1 protein-coding gene is annotated in these 948 nt (G+C 72.4%); it reads right to left on the reverse strand.

Annotation, left to right across the window (positions count from 1 at the left end; genetic code table 11):
• On the reverse strand, positions 1-948 hold a 948-nt coding region (locus tag AWZ10_RS01670), incomplete at both ends, for a sensor histidine kinase (RefSeq protein ID WP_167365910.1).

Here is a 948-nt window from a genome sequence, read left to right on the forward strand (position 1 = left end):
TGCGCGTGGCGGGGCGCGTCGGGGCGGCGTACGCCGGTGCTCTGCTCGGTGTGGGGCTGCGTCTGGGGCCGGGTCTGGGGCTGGGGCTGGGGCTGGGGCTGGGGCAGGTCGCTCGGGTCGCTGCCGAGCAGGCCCTGGGGGACGACGAACGCGGCCTGCACTCCGCCGTAGATGTTGGTCTGCAGGCGGACCTGGATGCCGTGGCGGCGGGCCAGCTGGGAGACGACGAAGAGGCCGATGCGGCCGTCCTGGAGGAGGCTGGCGACGTTGACCTGGTCGGGGTCGGCGAGCAGGGCGTTCATCTTGTTCTGCTCGGTGACGGGCATGCCGAGGCCCCGGTCCTCGACCTCGACGGCGAGCCCGGAGGTGACGAGGTTGGCGCGGAGCAGGACCTGGGTGTGCGGGGCGGAGAACACCGTGGCGTTCTCGACGAGTTCGGCGAGGAGGTGGATGACGTCGGCCACGGCGTGCCCGCGCAGGGTGCCGTCGACCGGGGGCACCAGTTTGACCCGGGAGTACTGCTCGACCTCGGCGATCGCGGAGCGCAGCACCTCGGTCATGGAGACGGGGTTGCTCCACTGGCGGCGGGAGACGGCGCCGCCGAGGACGGCGAGGTTCTCGGCGTGGCGGCGGATGCGGGTGGCGAGGTGGTCGACGTGGAAGAGACCCTTGAGGAGGTCGGGGTCCTCGATCTCGTTCTCGAGTTCGTCGAGGATGGAGATCTCGCGCTGCACGAGGGACTGCAGCCGGCGGGCCAGGTTCACGAAGACTTCGAGCTTCTGTTCGCTGCCCGCGTGGCTGGAGAGCTGAGAGGCCTGGACGACGGCGGTGACGGCGCTGTCGTGGGCGCGTGCCAGGTCGGCGGTGAGCAGTTCGAAGTCGTCGGCGTCCGCGGCGGGTTCGGCTCGCGCTCCGCGCGCGGGCGGCTGGTCGCCGCGCCGGAGCGCG

It is taken from the genome of Streptomyces europaeiscabiei, assembly GCF_001550375.1.
Taxonomy (GTDB): domain Bacteria; phylum Actinomycetota; class Actinomycetes; order Streptomycetales; family Streptomycetaceae; genus Streptomyces; species Streptomyces europaeiscabiei.